Raw genomic sequence first — 17,182 nt, 5'->3', positions numbered from 1 at the left:
GAGCCCGAACACGACTCAGGAGGAGCAGCCGTGCAGTGCAGCTCACTCGCTCGCCGCATCGCCGCGAGCTCGCTCGCTCGTCAAGCGCCGATCGACCCCCTGTTCGTGGACACGGGCTACGCCGGCGCCAGCTTCCCGGCGCTGGCCAGAGCATGAATCCTGAGCTCAAGGCGCTGCTCGCGGGCTGCTACGGGCGCTGGGACGGCTGGCACGGCAGCGATCGCGTGCTGCGCGGTTCACCCGTCCAGGCGTGGTTCCGGCGTCGCGCGGCGCGCCGCCTGGCCGTGCTCGGGTACCACGGCATCGACGATCCGGCGGGCTTCGCGGACCACCTCGACCGCGTGCAGCGCGGCTTCCAGCCGGTGTCGCTGCACGAGGTCGAGGAGGCGGTGAACGGCGGGCCCGCGCTGCCGCCGCACAGCGTGCTGATCACGTTCGACGACGGCGATCGCAGCGTGCACACCCACGCGCTGCCGCTGCTGGCCGAGCGCGGGCTGCCGGCCGTGTGCTTCGTGATCCCGGGCCTGATCGGGACCGACACGCCCTACTGGTGGGACGAGGTCGAGCACCTGGCCCGGCACGGCGGCACGACTCGCCTGGTGCCGCCCGCGCCCCCCGGGATCCTCGTGCACACCGTCAAGCTGCTGCCGGAGAAGGACCGGCAGCGGGCGCTGCAAGAGCTGCGGGGCACGGCGACGGTTCCGGCTCCCCGTCGCGCGCAGCTGACGGCGGCCGAGCTGCGGGAGCTCGAGGTCGGCGGGATCACCGTGGGAAACCACACCCTGACCCACCCCTGCCTGGACCGCTGCGAGCCTAGCCAGGCCCGCGCCGAGGTGCTGCACGCGCACGAGGCGCTGACCGACATGCTCGGGCGCCCGCCCACGTCCTTCGCCTACCCGAACGGCAACGAGGACGAGCACGCCCACCGCGCGATCAAGGAGGCGGGCTACCGGTCGGCCTTCCTGTACAACCACCGGCTCGCCGCGCCCGGCTCCTGCCACCCGCTGCGGATCGACCGGCTCGTCGTCTCCAGCAGGACCAGCACCGACCGCCTGGAGACGATCATGTCGGGCCTGCACCCGACGGTCTTCCACTCGCTGCGCTCGGCGGCTCGGGCCGCCGCACCGGCCTTCCATCTGATCAACCGCCGGTTCTGACCCCGGCGGTCAGCGCGCCGCGACGAGCTCGACCTCGAAGCCGTCCTCGTTCTCCAGGTAGGCGGCGTAGTGCTCCTCGCCGCCCGCGTGCGGATGGCTGTCGGGGAACATCAGCCGCCAGCCGTGCCGGGCCGCCTCGCTCGCCAGCGTCTCGACGGCGGCCGCGTCCTCGACGTGGAACGCCAGGTGGTTCAGGCCGGGCCGGAGCCGGTCGTGCCCGTCCGCGCTCATGGCCGGCGACTGCTCGACGACGATGTACGTGGCGCCGAGCCGCCAGCTGCGGCCCGCCTCCCAGTTCTGGTACTCGGCGTAGCCCAGCGCCTCCAGCAGCCAGCCGAACGAGGCGACCGCGCGGGCCAGGTCGGGGGTCCAGAGCTCGACGTGGTGGAGGGCTCCGTGCTGGGAGAGTGCTCCGTGCTTGGGTTCAGTCATGGCCCGCAGTATGGTCGCTGTCCGATTTGGGCGGGCCGGGACCGCTCTGTTACTCTGGCTCAACGCGTGCCCGCCCCAGGGTGTGCCCGCGTGTGGGCGCTCTAGCGAAAGCGAGTCCGTCACCCTGGTCCGCACGGCCCCCGGCCGCCGCGGATACCCGGTGGCTGCTGGTCCGGCCGGTTTCGGCTTCCCCAGGTGCCCTGAAGCTCTGTTACTACGACGCCGTAGGTCCTCCCGGCGAATCAAGGGCACCGCTCTCCACGCGAGACGGTTCCGCGATGCGCACGGGCCGGAAACCGCGGTGGGAAGGCCCAAGGCCCCCTTATGACCATGACTGACCCGATCGCAGACATGCTCACGCGTCTGCGCAACGCCAACGCGGCGTACCACGACCAGGTCACCATGCCGTCCTCCAAGCTGAAGGCTCGCATCGCCGAGATCCTCAAGCAGGAGGGCTACATCGCCGGCTACGCCGTCGAGGACCTCGAGGTCGGGAAGAACCTGATCATCGACCTCAAGTTCGGCCCGAACCGCGAGCGGTCGATCGCCGGCATCAAGCGCATCTCGAAGCCGGGTCTGCGCGTCTACGCGAAGTCGACCAACCTGCCGAAGGTCCTCGGCGGCCTCGGCATCGCCATCATCTCCTCGTCGTCCGGTCTGCTGACCGACCGACAGGCCGCCAAGAAGGGCGTGGGCGGAGAAGTCCTCGCCTACGTCTGGTAAGTCCGGAAGGGAGTAAAGACAGCTATGTCTCGTATTGGACGGCTGCCGATCCCGGTTCCGGCCGGCGTCGAAGTCAGCATCTCCGGTTCCGAGGTGACGGTGAAGGGCCCGAAGGGCACCCTGAGCCACACCGTCGTGACCCCGATCTCGGTCGAGAAGGCGGAGGACGGCACCCTGCAGGTGACCCGTCCCAACGACGAGCGCGCCGCCAAGGAGCGCCACGGCCTGACCCGCACCCTGATCAACAACATGATCGTCGGCGTGACGACCGGCTACTCGAAGGTCCTGGAGATCTCGGGTGTCGGTTACCGCGTGACGGCCAAGGGCTCCAGCCTGGAGTTCGCCCTCGGCTACTCGCACCCGATCGTGGTCGAGCCCGCCGACGGCATCAGCTTCGCGGTGGAGACCCCGACCCGCTTCACGGTCTCCGGCATCGACAAGCAGTTGGTCGGTGAGACCGCGGCGAACATCCGTAAGCTGCGCAAGCCCGACCCCTACAAGGCCAAGGGTGTGCGGTACCAGGGCGAGGTCATCCGCCGCAAGGTCGGAAAGGCTGGTAAGTAGCCATGGCTTACGGTTACAAGATCGCCAAGGGCAACGCCAAGAAGTCCGTCGCGCGCAAGCGCCGCCACATCCGCGTGCGCAAGCACGTGAGCGGCACCGCCGAGCGTCCGCGCCTCGTCGTGACGCGCTCGAACCGGCACATGGTCGCCCAGGTCGTCAACGACAAGCTCGGCCACACGGTCGCGTCCGCCTCCACCATGGAGTCGGGCCTGCGCACCGCCGACGGCAAGAAGGTGGACCTCTCGCGCGAGGTCGGCAAGCTCGTCGCCGAGCGCGCCAAGGCCGCGGGTGTCTCCACGGTCGTGTTCGACCGCGGCGGCAACAAGTTCCACGGCCGGGTGGCCGCGGTCGCCGAGGGCGCCCGCGACGCCGGACTGGACTTCTGATGACGGCCATGAACCCGAACACCGAAATGAGGGATTTCTGATGCCCCCCCAGCAGCGCCGCGGAGGCGGCCAGGGCGGCCAGGGTCGCGGTGGTGAAGGCGGAGAGCGTCGGGATCGTCGCGACCGTCGGAACCAGGACAACGCCCCCGCCGCCGAGAAGACCGCGTACGTCGAGCGCGTCGTGACGATCAACCGCGTCGCCAAGGTCGTGAAGGGCGGTCGTCGCTTCAGCTTCACCGCCCTCGTGGTCGTCGGCGACGGCGACGGCACGGTCGGCGTCGGCTACGGCAAGGCCAAGGAGGTGCCCGCGGCGATCGCCAAGGGCGTCGAGGAGGCCAAGAAGCACTTCTTCAAGGTGCCGCGCATCCAGGGCACCATCCCGCACCCGATCGTCGGCGAGGCCGCGGCCGGTGTGGTCATGCTGAAGCCGGCCTCGGCCGGTACCGGTGTGATCGCCGGCGGCGCCGTCCGCGCCGTGCTCGAGTGCGCGGGCATCCACGACGTGCTGTCCAAGTCCATGGGCTCGGACAACGCGATCAACGTGGTGCACGCCACCGTCGCCGCGCTGCAGGGCCTGGTGCGTCCCGAGGAGATCGCGGCCCGCCGCGGCCTGCCGCTCGAGGACGTCGCCCCGGCCGCCCTGCTGCGCGCCCGCGCCGGAGTGGGGGCCTGAGCATGGCTAAGTTGAAGATCACGCAGGTCCGTTCGAAGATCGGCTCGAAGCAGAACCACCGCGAGACGCTGCGGTCGCTCGGCCTCAAGCGGATCAACGACACGGTGATCAAGGACGACCGCCCGGAGTTCCGCGGCATGATCCTCACCGTCCGCCACCTCGTGAAGGTTGAGGAGGTCGACTGATGTCCGAGCAGGAGAAGCAGCACGTGCTGAAGGTGCACCACCTGCGGCCCGCCCCCGGTGCCAAGACCGCCAAGACCCGCGTGGGCCGTGGCGAGGGCTCCAAGGGCAAGACCGCCGGCCGCGGTACCAAGGGCACGAAGGCGCGCTACCAGGTTCCGGAGCGCTTCGAGGGCGGGCAGATGCCGCTGCACATGCGGCTGCCCAAGCTCCGGGGCTTCAAGAACCCGTTCCGCGTCGAGTACCAGATCGTGAACCTGGCCAAGCTGGCCGAGCTCTACCCGCAGGGCGGCGACGTCACCGTCGCCGACCTGGTGGCCAAGGGCGCGGTCCGCAAGGGCGAGCTCGTCAAGGTGCTCGGCAACGGCGAGGTCTCGGTGGCGCTCAACGTCAAGGTCGACGCGTACTCCGCGTCCGCCAAGACGAAGATCGCCGCCGCCGGCGGCACCGCCGAGGAGCTCGGCGCGAAGTAAGGCTCGTCTGAAGTCTGACGTGCGATAGGTAAGGCCCCTGGCCGTAAATGAATCGGTCCGGGGCCTTTACCTTTTCCCGATCCGCAGTTCAGATCGAGCCGCACTCTCGCTTTGGGCTATGGGTATTGCGTAAGATGTCGCGAGCCGAGGTGCGCGCAGGTGGGATCCTCCTGCCCGCGCGGCCGGAGCCGCACCCCAGATTCAATCGTCGTCAACCGCGCCGCCGGATCCGCACAGGACCCGCCGGGTAGCGCGCAGGAGGAACAGTGCTCTCTGCCTTCGGCCGGGCCTTCAGGACCCCGGACCTGCGCAAGAAGCTGCTATTCACACTGGGCATCATGGCCCTGTTCCGGGTGGGGTCGCACATCCCCGCGCCCGGCGTGGACACGGCCGCGATCAGTGCGTGCATCTCGACCTCCGGGAGTTCCGGAAGCGCCCTCGGCCTGATCAACCTGTTCTCCGGCAACGCGCTGCTGAGCCTGTCGATCTTCGCCCTCGGCATCATGCCGTACATCACGGCGTCGATCATCCTGCAGCTGCTCACCGTGGTCATCCCGCGGCTGGACGCCCTCAAGAAGGAGGGCCAGGCCGGCCAGACGAAGATCACCCAGTACACCCGGTACCTGACGATCGGCCTCGCGATCCTGCAGGCGACCGGCCTGATCGCCACCGCGCGCACGAACAGCGCCTACCTGTTCGGCCAGACCTGCTCGACGCCGGTCATCTACCCGGGCGTGAGCACCCTCGGCATCGTCGTGATGGTGGCCGTCATGGTCGCCGCGACCTCGGTCATCATGTGGCTGGGCGAGCTGATCACCGACCGCGGCATCGGCAACGGCATGTCCCTGCTGATGTTCACCTCGATCGCCTCCCAGCTGCCCTCGCAGCTGTGGGCCATCAAGCAGTCCTCCTCGCTCGGCGGCGGCTGGATCGTCTTCCTCGGCGTCTGCCTCATCGGCTGCGTCATGGTCGGCCTCGTCGTGTTCATCGAACAGGGCCAGCGCCGGGTGCCGGTGCAGTACGCGAAGCGGATGGTCGGACGGAGGATGTACGGCGGCTCGTCCACCTACATCCCGATCAAGGTCAACCAGTCCGGCGTCATCCCGATCATCTTCGCGTCCTCGCTGCTGCAGCTGCCGGTCCTGGTCGCCCAGTTCGCCGACCCGAACTACACGCACGGCTGGTCGCAGTGGATCCACAACGAGCTGGGCTACAACACCAGCGGCTACTCGGGCCTCTACATGGCCGGCTACTTCCTGCTGATCCTGTTCTTCGCGTTCTTCTACGTGGCGATCACCTTCAACCCGGAGGAGGTCGCGGACAACATGAAGAAGTACGGCGGCTTCATCCCGGGCATCCGCGCGGGCAAGCCGACCGCCGACTACCTGAACTTCATCCTGACCCGGATCACCTGGCCCGGCTCGCTGTATCTGGCGCTGATCGCGATCATCCCGATGATCGCGCTCGCGGAGTTCCACACCAGCAACAAGTTCCCGTTCGGCGGTACCTCGATCCTGATCCTCGTGGGCGTCGGCCTGGAGACGGTCAAGCAGATCGAGAGCCAGCTGCAGCAGCACAACTACGAAGGGTTCCTCCGGTAACCAGTATGCGCATCGTCCTCGTGGGCCCGCCGGGAGCGGGCAAGGGAACCCAGGCCAAGGTCGTCGCCGAGCGCCTGGGCATCCCGGCCATCTCCACCGGAGACATCTTCCGGGCGAACGTCGCGGCGGGCACCGAACTGGGGGTCGAGGCCAAGAAGTTCATGGACAAGGGCCTGCTGGTGCCCGACGAGGTCACCATCGGCCTGATCCGCGACCGGTTCACCGAGCCGGACGCGCGGGAGGGCTTCCTGCTGGACGGCTTCCCGCGCAACGTGGCCCAGGCCGAGGCGCTGGAGACCATGCTGACCGGCATCGAGGTCAAGCTGGACCGCGTGGTCGAGCTCAAGGTGGACAACGACGAGGTGGTGCGCCGGATCGCCGGGCGCCGGCTGTGCCGCAACGACAGCGGGCACATCTTCCACGTGGACTCGAAGCCGCCGAAGACCGAAGGGGTCTGCGACCTGTGCGGCGGCGAGCTCTACCAGCGCGACGACGACCGCGAGGAGACGGTGCGCGAGCGGCTGCGGGTCTACGAGACCGAGACGGCGCCGATCGTCGGCTTCTACGCCGAGCGCGGCCTGCTCGCCTCGGTCGACGCCATGGGGCCGCTGGAGGCGGTCACCGAGCGGATCCTGGCGGCGCTCGAGGCCGAGTAGGCCGGACCGTCGCCCCGGCTGGCACGGGGTGCTTCGCCCAGGTGAGAGAATGACGCCATGGTCGAGCTCAAGAACGAGGAACAGTTCGCGCTCATGCGCGAGGCCGGGCTGATCGTGCAGCGGACCTTGGACGCGCTGCGCGCGGAGGTCAAGGACGGGGTCACCACGGCCCGGCTCGACGCGATCGCCGAGGACTCCATCCGCTCCCAGGGGGCCGTCCCCTCGTTCAAGGGCTACGGCGGCGGCGACGGCGTCCCTGCCTTCCCCGGCGTGATCTGCGCGTCGGTGAACCACGAGATCGTGCACGGCATCCCCGGCCAGACCGTGCTGCACGACGGCGACATCATCTCGATCGACTGCGGGGCCATCTACCAGGGCTGGCACGGCGACTCGGCGATCACCGTCGCGTGCGGCGAGGCCGATCCGGCGCTGACCGAGCTGATGCGGGTCACCGAGCAGTCGATGTGGCACGGCATCGCCGCGATCCAGGACGGCAAGCGGCTCGGCGAGATCGGCCGGGCCATCCAGGGCTACGTGCGCACCCAGGGCCCCTACGGCATCGTGGAGGGCTACGGCGGGCACGGCATCGGCTCCGAGATGCACATGGACCCGTTCGTGCACAACCACCGGACGATGGACCGCGGCCCGCGGATGCGGGTCGGCATGGCGCTGGCCATCGAGCCGATGCTGGCCGCCGGCAGCAAGTTCACCCTGGAGGGCAACGACGGCTGGACCGTGCTGACCCGGGACGGGTCGCCGGCCGCGCACTTCGAGCACACCGTGTGCCTGACCGAGCAGGGCCTGTGGGTGACCACGGCGGAGGACGGCGGCAAGGCGGGCCTGGCGCCCTTCGGGGTGACCGTGCACCCGTGAGGGTGACCGTGTACCCGTGACGGTGACCGTGCACCCGTGACAGTGAACGCGTGACCGTGCGCCGGTGACGGTGACCGGGTGACCGGCGCTCATGATCCGCACCCCGTCCTGCTGACAATCATCACTACTTCGCCACCCCGGCCGACCCCTAGAATCTGCGCATGGGGATGAACCAGGGCGGTGAGCTGAACCCGTCGATCCGCGCCTCGGACGAGGATCGCGACCGGGTCGTGGAGATCCTGCGCCAGCACACCGCGGAGGGCCGGATCACCGCCGAGGAGTTCGACGAGCGGATGACCGCCGCGTACTCGGCCAAGACCCTCGGCGCGCTCGCCGAGCTGACCGCGGACCTGCCGGTCGACCTGGCCGAGCACGCCCGGAGGCAGCAGGACCTCGCCCGGCTGGCGCGGCAGCGCGGCCGGCTGCCGAAGCAGGTGCGCCAGGAACTCGCCGGGCTCGGCAGCCTCGCCGTCGTGCTGACCACGATCTGGGTGATCTCCGGCGCCGGCTACTTCTGGCCGGTCTGGCCGCTCGGGATCATCGCCGCGATCACCGTGGCCCGGCTGATCCAGGCCTGGGGCGAGCGCTGAGCCGGAGCGGGCCCGGGGCCGTTCGGGGCAAGATCATCCGATTGGTCTTTTCGCAGGCGCGCGGCGTAGACTGTCCAGCTGTGTGTGCAGTCGGCCGCGAGGCCGCCTCCGCACGCGGACCGGCCTAGCCGAAACCCCACGTCGTCAACCAAAGAAGTGCGAGGATATGGCCAAGAAAGAAGGGGCCATCGAGATCGAGGGCACCGTCGTCGAATCTCTGCCCAACGCGATGTTCCGGGTGGAGCTGCAGAACGGGCACCAAGTTCTTGCGCACATCAGCGGGAAGATGCGGATGCACTACATCCGCATCCTGCCGGACGACCGGGTCGTCGTCGAGCTCAGCCCGTACGACCTGACCCGCGGACGCATCGTCTACCGGTACAAGTAAACAATCGCGATCCCGCGCCGCCGCGAGGCGGCGCCGCTCGAAAGGGACCTGCAATGAAGGTCAAGCCGAGCGTCAAGCCGATCTGCGACAAGTGCAAGGTGATCCGCCGCAACGGCCGGGTCATGGTGATCTGCGAGAACCTCCGCCACAAGCAGCGCCAGGGCTAGTTCCCCTGGGGCTGCTCTGAACCGGACAGCCGGCGGCGATCGCCTCAGGGCGAGAACCTCCGCGCTGCGCTGATTCAGGCAGCAGCGCCAGGGCTAGTTCCCCGGCGCGCTGTGCGAGAAGTGCTCACTCTCTTGCCTGCGCTTGCTCGTCGTCTCGCAACTTGACGTCAGCACCCGTAAGAGCGCGGTATCCCGACCCCCGTCCGTTCGCGGACGGGACGCCACCCCCGGCACGGAGGCCGGGGACCTTCCGTGCAATCCGGCCCCTCGGGGCCGGGGATCTAGGAACGGTACCGCGCCAGACCTCCGCGAAAGACTATTAGGAGACTGCCAAATGGCACGCCTCGTCGGAGTCGACCTCCCCCGCGAAAAGCGGCTGGAGATCGCCCTGACCTACATCTACGGCATCGGCCGTACCCGGGCGCAGGCCACCTGCGCCGGGGCGGGGATCTCCCCGAACGTCCGCGTCAAGGACCTGTCCGAAGACGACCTGATCAAGCTGCGCGACTGGATCGACGCCAACTACAAGACCGAGGGTGACCTCCGTCGCGAGGTGGCCGCCGACATCCGTCGCAAGATGGAGATCGGGTGCTACCAGGGTCTGCGCCACCGCAAGGGCCTGCCGGTCCGCGGCCAGCGCACCCACACCAACGCGCGTACCCGCAAGGGCCCGCGCCGCGCCATCGCCGGCAAGAAGAAGCCGGGCAAGAAGTAGTCCCGTTTCGGTTTCCGGAATCAGGGACCGATCACCTCTTTTGGAGTACAGCTAGATGCCTCCCAAGAGCCGTCAGGCTGCGGCAGCCGCCAAGACCAAGGTGCGCCGCAAGGAGAAGAAGAACGTCGCCCACGGGCACGCTCACATCAAGAGCACGTTCAACAACACCATCGTCTCGATCACCGACCCGCAGGGCAACGTGATCTCCTGGGCCTCGTCCGGCCAGGTGGGCTTCAAGGGCTCGCGCAAGTCGACCCCCTACGCCGCGCAGATGACCGCAGAGGCCGCCGCCCGCCGCGCCATGGAGCACGGCATGCGCAAGGTCGACGTGTTCGTCAAGGGTCCGGGCTCCGGCCGCGAGACCGCGATCCGTTCGCTGCAGCAGACCGGCCTCGAGGTCGGGTCCATCAACGATGTGACCCCGTCCCCGCACAACGGCTGCCGTCCGCCGAAGCGCCGCCGCGTCTGAGCCGCCCGAGATCGTAGGAGATTAGAGAGACATGGCCCGTTACACCGGAGCCGACTGCAAGCGGTGCCGCCGCGAGAAGACCAAGCTCTTCCTCAAGGGCGCCAAGTGCGAGTCGGCGAAGTGCCCCATCGAGATCCGTCCGTACCCCCCGGGCGAGCACGGCCGCGGCCGCTCGAAGGACAGCGAGTACCTGCTGCAGATGCGCGAGAAGCAGAAGTGCGCGCGCATCTACGGCGTGCTCGAGAAGCAGTTCCGCGGCTACTACGAGGAGGCCAGCCGCAAGCAGGGCAAGACCGGCGAGAACCTGCTGCGCATCCTCGAGACCCGGCTGGACAACGTCGTGTACCGGGCTGGCTTCGCCAAGTCCCGTGACCACGCCCGCCAGCTGGTGCGCCACGGCCACATCCTGCTCAACGGCCACAAGGCCGACATCCCGTCGATGCGGGTGACCGAGAACGACATCGTCGAGGTGCGCGGCTCCTCGCTCGAGCTCACCCCGTTCGTGGTGGCCCGGGCCGAGGCCGGCGAGCGGACCGTCCCGGCGTGGCTCGAGGTCGTCCCGTCGAAGATGCGGATCCTGGTGCACGCCCTGCCGCAGCGCGGAGCGATCGACACCCTGGTCCAGGAGCAGCTGATCGTCGAGTTCTACTCGAAGTAAGCAGCCCCAGGCGCTTGACACGAGGGCGCCGGTTCAGTACTGCCCCGATGGGGTACACTGGACCGGCGCCCTGTGTGCTTTCCGTACCGGGGCCAGTCGGACGTCATATATCGGGCGTCCTTGATCATGGAGGTATCCCCAGATGCTCATCGCTCAGCGCCCCACGCTGACCGAGGAAGTGGTGGACGAGTTCCGTTCCCGCTTCACGATCGAGCCCCTCGAGCCCGGCTTCGGCTACACGCTCGGCAACTCGCTGCGCCGCACCCTGCTGTCCTCGATCCCGGGGGCGGCCGTGACCAGCCTGCGGATCGACGGCGTGCTGCACGAGTTCCAGACCATCCCGGGCGTCAAGGAGGACGTCACCGACCTGATCCTGAACATCAAGGGCCTGGTCGTCTCCTCCGAGCACGACGAGCCGGTCGTGATGTACCTGCGCAAGCAGGGCCCCGGCATCGTCACCGCCGCCGACATCGCGCCCCCGGCCGGCGTCGAGGTGCACAACCCCGAGCTGATCCTCGCCACGCTCAACGCCAAGGGCAAGCTGGAGATGGAGCTGACGGTCGAGCGCGGCCGCGGCTACGTCTCCGCCGTCCAGAACAAGCAGCCCGGCCAGGAGATCGGCCGGATCCCGGTCGACTCGATCTACTCGCCGGTGCTCAAGGTCAAGTACGAGGTCCAGGCGACCCGTGTCGAGCAGCGGACCGACTTCGACAAGCTCGTCGTCGACGTCGAGACCAAGCAGTGCATCCGCCCGCGCGACGCCGTCGCGTCGGCCGGTAAGACGCTGGTCGAGCTGTTCGGCCTGGCCCGCGAGCTGAACGTCGAGGCCGAGGGCATCGACATGGGCCCGTCCCCGACGGACGCCGCGCTGGCCGCCGACCTGGCGCTGCCGATCGAGGAGCTCGAGCTCACGGTCCGCTCGTACAACTGCCTCAAGCGCGAGGGCATCCACACGGTCGGCGAGCTCGTCGCCCGTTCGGAGGCCGACCTGCTCGACATCCGCAACTTCGGCGCCAAGTCGATCGACGAGGTCAAGGCCAAGCTGCACGGCATGGGCCTGGCCCTGAAGGACTCGCCCCCCGGGTTCGACCCGACGGCCGCGCTCTCCGCCGCCGACGAGTCGTACGAGGACGACGACCTGTCCTTCGCCGAGACCGAGCAGTACTGAGCCACGGCCCGACCGGTTGAGGCCGACGACACTGTGTCGATGGCCGAGACCGAGCAGTACTGATTCACCGGAATCACCGTTCAAGCGTCCGGGGCCCCAGAATCGAGGGGCCCCGGGACTGCGTAAGTACCTAGTCCGGCTTGCGCAGGATCAACCAGGGAGAAACACATGCCCGCCCCCAAGAAGGGTCCGCGTCTCGGCGGTAACGGGACGCACCAGAAGCACATCCTGGCGAACCTCGCCAAGTCGCTCATCGAGCACGAGCGGATCACCACCACCGAGGCCAAGGCCCGTCAGCTGCGCCCGTTCGTCGAGCCGCTGATCACCAAGGCCAAGAAGGGCGACCTGCACGCGCGTCGCCAGGTGGCCGCCACGCTCGAGCTGCGCAACACGCCGTTCTACAGCGGTCGCGACACCCTCTTCAAGCTGTTCGAGGAGATCGCCCCGCGGTACGCGGCCCGTCCGGGTGGCTACACCCGCATCGTCAAGCTCGGCCCGCGTCGCGGCGACAACGCCCCGATGGCGATCATCGAGCTCGTCGAGCCGCTGACGGTCGCTCAGGAGGCCACCCGCGAGGCCGAGGCCGCGACGAAGCGCGCGGTCAAGGAGAACGAGGCGAAGGCCGAGGCCGCCCCGGCCGAGGACGCCGCCCCGGTCGCGGACGAGGTCACTGAGACCGAGGTCGCCGACGAGGTCGAGGACAAGGTCGAGGACGCCGCGCCGAAGTCCGACGAGGCCTGATCGGCTGTAGTGTGAAGGGCGCCGCCCCGGGAGACCGGAGCGGCGCCTTTCGTCCTTTCGGAAGGGTAGGGATGTCGCTCATTCGGGTAAGGCTCGACCTGGCGTACGACGGCACGGAGTTCGCCGGCTGGGCCAGACAGCGCAGCGGCGTGCGCACCGTCCAGCAGGTGCTGGAGGAGGCGCTCACGGCGATCCTGCGCGTCGCCGAGCCGGTCGCGCTGACCGTGGCCGGACGCACCGACTCTGGCGTGCACGCGAGCGGCCAGGTGGCCCATTTCGACCTGCCCGAGGGCGTCTGGAGCGCGCACCGCGAGAAGCTGCTGCGGCGGCTGGCCGGGAAGCTGCCGATGGACGTACGCGTCTACCGGGCCGAGCGGGCTCCCGCGGGCTTCGACGCGCGCTTCGCCGCCGTCTCGCGGCGCTACGTCTACCGGGTCTGCGACTCCCGCGAGGGCACGCTGCCGATCCGGCGGGGATTCGTGCTCTGGCACAACCGCGCGCTCGACGTCGACCTGCTGAACGAGGCCTCCCGGCTGCTGCTCGGCGAGCACGACTTCGCCGCGTACTGCAAGAAGCGGGAGGGTGCCACGACCATCCGCCGGCTGCTCGACGTGCACTGGGAGCGCACCAGGCCGGACGAGGTCGAGGCCACGGTCGAGGCGGACGCGTTCTGCCACTCGATGGTCCGCGCCCTGGTCGCCGCGCTGCTGATGGCGGGCGACGGCCGGTGCGCGCCGGGGTTCCCGGCGGAGGTGCTCTTCACCAAGGAGCGGCACCCCTCGGTGAACGTGCTGCCTCCGCACGGGCTGACCCTGGAGGAGGTCCGCTACCCCACGGAGTCGGAGCTCGCGGCGCGGGTCACCGAGACCCGCCGGATGCGCACGCTCGGCTGCTGACCGCCCGCCGGGCCGACCGGCGCGCCATATCAGAGTACTTAGGGGGTTGCTCTCAGGGTCCTGTGCCGATAGTGTCCGCACCCTGCGGTTGCGGATTTTCGATTCGGGAGGGGTCCTGGTGGGCACTGTCGCCCGACGGGTGACGAGGATATCGACGGCGGTCGCCCTGGTGGGGGTCATCGCGTCGGGCACGGCGCAGAGCGCGTTCGGCTATGCGGACGGCGGCGTCAGCGTGCCGGACTCCACGTTCCGGCAGGACACGGGGACCCAGCAGGTCGCCGTCGCCATCGCCGCGCCGGTGGTGGGTACGGACGAGAAGTTCGTCGTCTGGCCCTTCTACTCGACCGCCAACCACTGGCTGGTCGGCGTCTCGGCGGCTCCGGCCACCGGCGGCACCTGCGCCTACGACGTGGGCCAGTGGGAGTGCGTGCCGGGCGCGACCGGCTGGCACGCGGGCGAGCTGCAGGTGAAGGTGAACACGGCCGAGGCGATGGACTGCGGCGTTCACGCGGGCGTCTGCCAGACGGACCAGATCGCGGTCCAGTCCATGCCGGACGCCGGGGACCACACCGGGCTGCCGGACGGCCAGCCGCTGTCCGTCCTCGGCAACGTCGTCATCATGCCGCTCGCGGCGCCCTGGCACGGCTCGACGGCCTCGGCCGCCGCCACGCCGTCCGCCCCGGCATCCGCCGCGGACCCGCGGGCGACGGCGGTCGGCGTGGCGGCGAGCGCGACCGGAGCGCCGGCCGCCACGGACGAGCCGAGCTCGGTGACCAGCATCGATGCGGAGAAGACCGCGGTGACGGCCGGGTCCGGGGACTTCTCGACCTACATGTACGGCGCGCTCGCGCTGCTGGTCCTGATCGGCGTGGCCTTCCCGATCGGATACCGCCGGCTGCACAGCAAGGACTGAGCCGGCCGGGGGGGCCGGGTCGTTTTGACCGATCCGGCCCGTGCCGGGTACCGTAATCCACGTTGTGTTTTCCGCGCGATTCTCATGCGTGCCCGGACTTCTCTCCGCCGCCCTCGGGCCGGGGACAAGAAACCGGGGGGCTCGGTGCCTGATGCCGTAGGTGTCTGACGCTGTCCGCCTGCGGAATCACCGTCCAGATCCACGTTCCCGCGTGGATTCCGACATCGAGTGAAGGCATACGACCCGTGCGTACGTACAGCCCCAAGCCCGGCGAGGTCGAGCGCAAGTGGTACGTCATCGACGCCACTGACATCGTTCTCGGCCGGCTCGCCAGCCAGACGGCAATCCTGCTGCGCGGCAAGCACAAGCCGCAGTTCGCTCCGCACGTGGACACCGGTGACTTCGTCATCATCGTCAACGCGGAGAAGGTCCACCTGTCCGGGAACAAGCGCGAGGACAAGCTCGCCTACCGGCACTCCGGTTACCCGGGCGGTCTGCGCTCCGTCAAGTACGGCGACCTGATCGACAAGGACCCGCGCAAGGCCGTGGAGAAGGCCGTGCGCGGCATGCTCCCGCACAACAGCCTCGGCCGCGACATGCTGAAGAAGCTGAAGGTCTACGGCGGACCGGTTCACCCGCACGCCGCACAGCAGCCCGTTCCGTTCGAGCTGTCTCAAGTCGCCCAGTAATCGATCAAGGAGTTTGCGGCAGTGTCTGAACTGACGGCCGACGTCGAGAACATCGACGACGAAGAGGTCCCCGAGACCTACACCACCGAGACCGCCCCGGCCGCCGACGCCCCCGTGCGCCGCGCCGCCAACCTGGTCCCGGCCGGCGGCACCGGTCGCCGCAAGGAGGCCGTGGCCCGGGTGCGCATCATCCCCGGCACCGGCAAGTGGAAGATCAACGGTCGTACCCTCGACGGCTACTTCCCGAACAAGGTCCACCAGCAGGAGGTCAACGAGCCCTTCCACGTGCTCGAGCTGGACGACCAGTACGACGTGATCGCCCGCATCAACGGCGGCGGCATCTCCGGCCAGGCCGGCGCCCTGCGCCTGGGCATCGCCCGCGCGCTGAACGAGGCCGACACCGAGGCGAACCGCCCGACCCTGAAGAAGGCCGGCTTCCTCACGCGTGACGCCCGCGCCACCGAGCGCAAGAAGGCCGGTCTGAAGAAGGCCCGCAAGGCCCCGCAGTACTCGAAGCGTTAATATCCGAACACGCTTTGATCCGGCTTTGCCGTTTATCGGCAAGTCAGACAGCCCCATCGTCCGTCTCACGGCGTACGGTGGGGTTGTCTCTTTCGCATGAAGGCCTTCCACACACGACAGCTAAGGGGTCCGCTTCCATGGCCCGACTTTTCGGAACCGACGGGGTACGCGGGCTGGCGAACCGCGAGGTGACCGCCGAGCTCGCGCTCGACCTGTCGGTCGCCGCGGCGCACGTCCTGGCCGAGCGCGGCGAGTTCGCCGGGCACCGGCCGAAGGCGGTCATCGGCCGCGACCCGCGGGCCTCCGGCGAGTTCCTCGAGGCGGCCGTGGCGGCGGGGCTCGCCTCCGCCGGGGTGGACGTCGTGCGCCTCGGCGTGCTGCCGACCCCGGCGGTGGCCTACCTGACCATCGCGCTGGAGGCGGACTTCGGCGTGATGCTCTCGGCGAGCCACAACCCGGCCGAGGACAACGGGATCAAGTTCTTCGCGCGCGGCGGGCTGAAGCTGGACGACGAGGTCGAGGACGCGATCGAGGCGCGGCTGAAGGAGCCCTGGGAGCGTCCGGTGGGCAACGGCGTCGGCCGGATCACCGACCTGGCCGACGGCGTCGAGCGCTACGTGGACTACCTCGTCGGCACGGTGCCGAACCGGCTGGACGGCCTGACCGTGGTCCTGGACGCGGCGCACGGCGCGGCCTCGGTCGCCGCCCCCGCGGCGCTGCGCCGCCTGGGCGCCGAGGTCATCACGATCGGCGACGCGCCGGACGGGCTGAACATCAACGACGGCTGCGGCTCCACCCACCTCGACCTGCTGCGCGCCAAGGTCGTCGAGCACGGCGCCGACGTCGGCGTCGCGCACGACGGGGACGCGGACCGGATGCTGGCCGTGGACGCGGCGGGCGAGGTCGTGGACGGCGACCAGGTGATGGCGATCCTCGCGCTCACGCTGCGCGAGCGCGGCGGGCTGGCCGCGGACACCGTCGTCGCCACCGTGATGGCGAACCTGGGCTTCAAGATCGCCATGGAGCGTGCGGGCCTCAACGTGGTTCAGACGGCGGTCGGCGACCGCTATGTGCTGGAGGCGATGCGCGAGGGCGGATACACCCTCGGCGGCGAGCAGTCCGGCCACATCATCATGCAGCAGTACGCGACGACCGGCGACGGCATCCTGGCCGGCCTGCACCTGCTCGCCCGGGTCGCGGAGAGCGGCAAGCCGCTGGCCGAGCTCGCGGCCGTGATGCGCAAGCTTCCGCAGGTCATGGTCAACGTGCGCGGCGTGGACAAGACGCGGGTGGGCACGAGCACCGAGCTCGCCGACGCGATCAGCGCGGCGGAGCTGGAGCTCGGCGAGCGCGGCCGCGTGCTGCTGCGGCCCTCCGGCACCGAGCCGCTGGTGCGCGTGATGGTCGAGGCGGACACCCAGGAGCAGGCCGACCTGGTCGCGCACCGGTTGGCCGACGTGGTCAGCAGCGCGCTGGGCTGACGCTCCGTCATCGCCGTAGGACGTGTCTTCGAACCAGCCTCGGATCAGGCCGCGGTTTCTGACGC

At 69.4% G+C, this 17,182-nt stretch carries 25 protein-coding genes; 24 read left to right on the top strand and 1 reads right to left on the bottom strand.

Annotation, left to right across the window (positions count from 1 at the left end; genetic code table 11):
* The first annotated feature begins 30 nt into the window (after positions 1 to 30).
* Together KDK95_RS36680 and KDK95_RS03465 are read left to right on the top strand one after the other, a co-directional pair.
* A complete protein-coding gene (locus KDK95_RS36680) occupies positions 31 to 156 on the top strand; it encodes a hypothetical protein (protein WP_282971214.1) in 126 nt (41 codons plus the stop codon).
* Positions 153 to 1,157, top strand: a complete 1,005-nt coding sequence (locus tag KDK95_RS03465; protein ID WP_212516509.1) for a polysaccharide deacetylase family protein — start codon at positions 153 to 155, stop codon at positions 1,155 to 1,157. The genes KDK95_RS36680 and KDK95_RS03465 overlap by 4 nt, the downstream gene beginning before the upstream one ends.
* A gap of 9 nt (positions 1,158 to 1,166) precedes the next feature.
* On the opposite strand, the gene KDK95_RS03460 is transcribed toward KDK95_RS03465, so the two are convergent.
* Positions 1,167 to 1,589, bottom strand: a complete 423-nt coding sequence (locus KDK95_RS03460) for a VOC family protein (protein WP_212516508.1) — start codon at positions 1,587 to 1,589, stop codon at positions 1,167 to 1,169.
* A 324-nt stretch (positions 1,590 to 1,913) separates the two neighbouring features.
* Here KDK95_RS03460 and rpsH point away from each other — a divergent pair, with 324 nt between their 5' ends.
* The 22 genes from rpsH (at position 1,914) to glmM (ending at position 17,117) form a co-directional block, all read left to right on the top strand.
* On the top strand, positions 1,914 to 2,312 hold the full coding sequence (rpsH, locus tag KDK95_RS03455) for a 30S ribosomal protein S8 (protein WP_212516507.1): 399 nt from the start codon (positions 1,914 to 1,916) through the stop codon (positions 2,310 to 2,312).
* Between the two features lie 24 nt (positions 2,313 to 2,336).
* Positions 2,337 to 2,876 carry a 50S ribosomal protein L6 gene (gene rplF / locus KDK95_RS03450; protein WP_212516506.1) on the top strand — a complete coding sequence of 180 codons (540 nt, stop codon included), beginning with the start codon at positions 2,337 to 2,339 and terminating at the stop codon, positions 2,874 to 2,876.
* Positions 2,877 to 2,878: 2 nt separating this feature from the next.
* Positions 2,879 to 3,262 (top strand): 50S ribosomal protein L18, encoded by a 384-nt coding sequence (gene rplR / locus KDK95_RS03445; protein WP_212516505.1) that lies wholly within the window; start codon positions 2,879 to 2,881, stop codon positions 3,260 to 3,262.
* Positions 3,263 to 3,302: 40 nt separating this feature from the next.
* Positions 3,303 to 3,935 carry a 30S ribosomal protein S5 gene (rpsE, locus tag KDK95_RS03440; RefSeq protein WP_212516504.1) on the top strand — a complete coding sequence of 211 codons (633 nt, stop codon included), beginning with the start codon at positions 3,303 to 3,305 and terminating at the stop codon, positions 3,933 to 3,935.
* A 2-nt stretch (positions 3,936 to 3,937) separates the two neighbouring features.
* Positions 3,938 to 4,120 (top strand): 50S ribosomal protein L30, encoded by a 183-nt coding sequence (gene rpmD / locus KDK95_RS03435; protein ID WP_212516503.1) that lies wholly within the window; start codon positions 3,938 to 3,940, stop codon positions 4,118 to 4,120.
* Positions 4,120 to 4,590, top strand: coding sequence for a 50S ribosomal protein L15 (gene rplO / locus KDK95_RS03430; protein WP_212516502.1), 471 nt, complete (start codon positions 4,120 to 4,122; stop codon positions 4,588 to 4,590). The genes rpmD and rplO overlap by 1 nt, the downstream gene beginning before the upstream one ends.
* 266 nt (positions 4,591 to 4,856) lie before the next feature.
* Positions 4,857 to 6,191: a preprotein translocase subunit SecY gene (gene secY / locus KDK95_RS03425; RefSeq protein ID WP_212516501.1), complete on the top strand. Its 1,335-nt coding sequence runs from the start codon at positions 4,857 to 4,859 to the stop codon at positions 6,189 to 6,191.
* 5 nt (positions 6,192 to 6,196) lie between these two features.
* On the top strand, positions 6,197 to 6,847 hold the full coding sequence (locus KDK95_RS03420) for an adenylate kinase (RefSeq protein ID WP_212516500.1): 651 nt from the start codon (positions 6,197 to 6,199) through the stop codon (positions 6,845 to 6,847).
* Positions 6,848 to 6,904: 57 nt separating this feature from the next.
* Positions 6,905 to 7,720 carry a type I methionyl aminopeptidase gene (gene map, locus KDK95_RS03415; protein WP_212516499.1) on the top strand — a complete coding sequence of 272 codons (816 nt, stop codon included), beginning with the start codon at positions 6,905 to 6,907 and terminating at the stop codon, positions 7,718 to 7,720.
* A 161-nt stretch (positions 7,721 to 7,881) separates the two neighbouring features.
* Positions 7,882 to 8,310 (top strand): DUF1707 SHOCT-like domain-containing protein, encoded by a 429-nt coding sequence (locus KDK95_RS03410; protein ID WP_249160172.1) that lies wholly within the window; start codon positions 7,882 to 7,884, stop codon positions 8,308 to 8,310.
* Positions 8,311 to 8,476: 166 nt separating this feature from the next.
* Entirely contained in the window at positions 8,477 to 8,698 is a 222-nt protein-coding gene (gene infA / locus KDK95_RS03405) for a translation initiation factor IF-1 (RefSeq protein WP_034266061.1), read from the top strand.
* A gap of 53 nt (positions 8,699 to 8,751) precedes the next feature.
* On the top strand, positions 8,752 to 8,865 hold the full coding sequence (gene rpmJ / locus KDK95_RS03400; protein ID WP_062069916.1) for a 50S ribosomal protein L36: 114 nt from the start codon (positions 8,752 to 8,754) through the stop codon (positions 8,863 to 8,865).
* 334 nt (positions 8,866 to 9,199) lie between these two features.
* Positions 9,200 to 9,580: a 30S ribosomal protein S13 gene (gene rpsM / locus KDK95_RS03395; protein WP_212516498.1), complete on the top strand. Its 381-nt coding sequence runs from the start codon at positions 9,200 to 9,202 to the stop codon at positions 9,578 to 9,580.
* Positions 9,581 to 9,635: 55 nt separating this feature from the next.
* Positions 9,636 to 10,049 (top strand): 30S ribosomal protein S11, encoded by a 414-nt coding sequence (gene rpsK, locus KDK95_RS03390; protein WP_212516497.1) that lies wholly within the window; start codon positions 9,636 to 9,638, stop codon positions 10,047 to 10,049.
* Positions 10,050 to 10,080: 31 nt separating this feature from the next.
* Complete coding sequence (rpsD, locus tag KDK95_RS03385; protein WP_212516496.1) at positions 10,081 to 10,707, top strand: 30S ribosomal protein S4; 627 nt, start codon at positions 10,081 to 10,083, stop codon at positions 10,705 to 10,707.
* Between the two features lie 142 nt (positions 10,708 to 10,849).
* Positions 10,850 to 11,875, top strand: coding sequence for a DNA-directed RNA polymerase subunit alpha (locus KDK95_RS03380; protein WP_212516495.1), 1,026 nt, complete (start codon positions 10,850 to 10,852; stop codon positions 11,873 to 11,875).
* 168 nt (positions 11,876 to 12,043) lie between these two features.
* Complete coding sequence (gene rplQ / locus KDK95_RS35475; protein WP_212516494.1) at positions 12,044 to 12,616, top strand: 50S ribosomal protein L17; 573 nt, start codon at positions 12,044 to 12,046, stop codon at positions 12,614 to 12,616.
* 71 nt (positions 12,617 to 12,687) lie between these two features.
* On the top strand, positions 12,688 to 13,512 hold the full coding sequence (gene truA / locus KDK95_RS03370; RefSeq protein ID WP_249160170.1) for a tRNA pseudouridine(38-40) synthase TruA: 825 nt from the start codon (positions 12,688 to 12,690) through the stop codon (positions 13,510 to 13,512).
* Positions 13,513 to 13,651: 139 nt separating this feature from the next.
* Entirely contained in the window at positions 13,652 to 14,425 is a 774-nt protein-coding gene (locus KDK95_RS03365; RefSeq protein ID WP_212516493.1) for a hypothetical protein, read from the top strand.
* Between the two features lie 245 nt (positions 14,426 to 14,670).
* Positions 14,671 to 15,114, top strand: coding sequence for a 50S ribosomal protein L13 (gene rplM, locus KDK95_RS03360; RefSeq protein WP_212516492.1), 444 nt, complete (start codon positions 14,671 to 14,673; stop codon positions 15,112 to 15,114).
* A gap of 21 nt (positions 15,115 to 15,135) precedes the next feature.
* A complete protein-coding gene (gene rpsI / locus KDK95_RS03355) occupies positions 15,136 to 15,636 on the top strand; it encodes a 30S ribosomal protein S9 (RefSeq protein ID WP_212516491.1) in 501 nt (166 codons plus the stop codon).
* A gap of 137 nt (positions 15,637 to 15,773) precedes the next feature.
* Entirely contained in the window at positions 15,774 to 17,117 is a 1,344-nt protein-coding gene (gene glmM / locus KDK95_RS03350; RefSeq protein WP_212516490.1) for a phosphoglucosamine mutase, read from the top strand.
* The last annotated feature ends 65 nt before the right edge of the window (positions 17,118 to 17,182 follow it).

The organism is Actinospica acidithermotolerans, from assembly GCF_018139625.1.
GTDB lineage: Bacteria > Actinomycetota > Actinomycetes > Streptomycetales > Catenulisporaceae > Actinospica > Actinospica acidithermotolerans.
The sequence above is the reverse complement of the archived record's forward strand: the minus strand, read 5'-3'. Positions and strand labels throughout refer to the sequence as shown.

Excerpts from the sequence above, each read along its gene's own strand:
- rpmJ (WP_062069916.1), top strand. The coding sequence starts at position 8,752 with ATGAAGGTCAAGCCGAGCGTCAAGCCGATCTGCGACAAGTGCAAGGTG.
- rpmD (WP_212516503.1), top strand. The coding sequence starts at position 3,938 with ATGGCTAAGTTGAAGATCACGCAGGTCCGTTCGAAGATCGGCTCGAAG.
- rpsM (WP_212516498.1), top strand. The coding sequence starts at position 9,200 with ATGGCACGCCTCGTCGGAGTCGACCTCCCCCGCGAAAAGCGGCTGGAG.
- rpsE (WP_212516504.1), top strand. The coding sequence starts at position 3,303 with ATGCCCCCCCAGCAGCGCCGCGGAGGCGGCCAGGGCGGCCAGGGTCGC.
- rplR (WP_212516505.1), top strand. The coding sequence starts at position 2,879 with ATGGCTTACGGTTACAAGATCGCCAAGGGCAACGCCAAGAAGTCCGTC.
- map (WP_212516499.1), top strand. The coding sequence starts at position 6,905 with ATGGTCGAGCTCAAGAACGAGGAACAGTTCGCGCTCATGCGCGAGGCC.
- KDK95_RS03465 (WP_212516509.1), top strand. The coding sequence starts at position 153 with ATGAATCCTGAGCTCAAGGCGCTGCTCGCGGGCTGCTACGGGCGCTGG.
- KDK95_RS03460 (WP_212516508.1), bottom strand. The coding sequence starts at position 1,589 with ATGACTGAACCCAAGCACGGAGCACTCTCCCAGCACGGAGCCCTCCAC.
- rplQ (WP_212516494.1), top strand. The coding sequence starts at position 12,044 with ATGCCCGCCCCCAAGAAGGGTCCGCGTCTCGGCGGTAACGGGACGCAC.
- KDK95_RS03380 (WP_212516495.1), top strand. The coding sequence starts at position 10,850 with ATGCTCATCGCTCAGCGCCCCACGCTGACCGAGGAAGTGGTGGACGAG.
- rplO (WP_212516502.1), top strand. The coding sequence starts at position 4,120 with ATGTCCGAGCAGGAGAAGCAGCACGTGCTGAAGGTGCACCACCTGCGG.
- infA (WP_034266061.1), top strand. The coding sequence starts at position 8,477 with ATGGCCAAGAAAGAAGGGGCCATCGAGATCGAGGGCACCGTCGTCGAA.
- glmM (WP_212516490.1), top strand. The coding sequence starts at position 15,774 with ATGGCCCGACTTTTCGGAACCGACGGGGTACGCGGGCTGGCGAACCGC.
- KDK95_RS03410 (WP_249160172.1), top strand. The coding sequence starts at position 7,882 with ATGGGGATGAACCAGGGCGGTGAGCTGAACCCGTCGATCCGCGCCTCG.
- rpsH (WP_212516507.1), top strand. The coding sequence starts at position 1,914 with ATGACCATGACTGACCCGATCGCAGACATGCTCACGCGTCTGCGCAAC.
- rpsK (WP_212516497.1), top strand. The coding sequence starts at position 9,636 with ATGCCTCCCAAGAGCCGTCAGGCTGCGGCAGCCGCCAAGACCAAGGTG.
- rpsD (WP_212516496.1), top strand. The coding sequence starts at position 10,081 with ATGGCCCGTTACACCGGAGCCGACTGCAAGCGGTGCCGCCGCGAGAAG.
- KDK95_RS03420 (WP_212516500.1), top strand. The coding sequence starts at position 6,197 with ATGCGCATCGTCCTCGTGGGCCCGCCGGGAGCGGGCAAGGGAACCCAG.
- truA (WP_249160170.1), top strand. The coding sequence starts at position 12,688 with ATGTCGCTCATTCGGGTAAGGCTCGACCTGGCGTACGACGGCACGGAG.
- rplF (WP_212516506.1), top strand. The coding sequence starts at position 2,337 with ATGTCTCGTATTGGACGGCTGCCGATCCCGGTTCCGGCCGGCGTCGAA.